This window comes from Cobetia sp. SIMBA_158 (assembly GCF_046566945.1).
GTDB classification, from domain to species: Bacteria; Pseudomonadota; Gammaproteobacteria; order Pseudomonadales; family Halomonadaceae; genus Cobetia; species Cobetia amphilecti.
In genome coordinates this window covers 1-250 of the sequence record NZ_JAWJYL010000796.1, presented here as the reverse complement: position 1 = coordinate 250, position 250 = coordinate 1, and the positions used below count along the sequence as shown (strand labels likewise).

At 46.8% G+C, this 250-nt stretch carries 1 protein-coding gene; it reads right to left on the bottom strand.

The genetic code is table 11. From position 1 onward, the window contains the following. On the bottom strand, positions 1 to 250 hold a 250-nt coding region (locus R2R70_RS22010), incomplete at both ends, for a DHHA1 domain-containing protein (RefSeq protein ID WP_410979197.1).

Genomic DNA, 250 nt, shown 5'->3' with positions numbered 1-250 from the left:
CATGTGGTTTACAAGCTCACCGGCTTTTACTTTGCCAGTTAAGTCTTTAGTCACACCGGCAATTAGGCTTACTTTGTCGCCACTGGCAACACCTAGGGCAATAACACCTGAGCCAATCTTGTTTTTAAGGTCGTCAACCATACCGCGAAGCGCTTTAGACTCAGTGCCTTCAACATTTGCAACCAATAGCTTAACGCCATTAATTTCTACAATCGAATCGAGTAACGACGCACCTGCTGCGCTCGCTAGC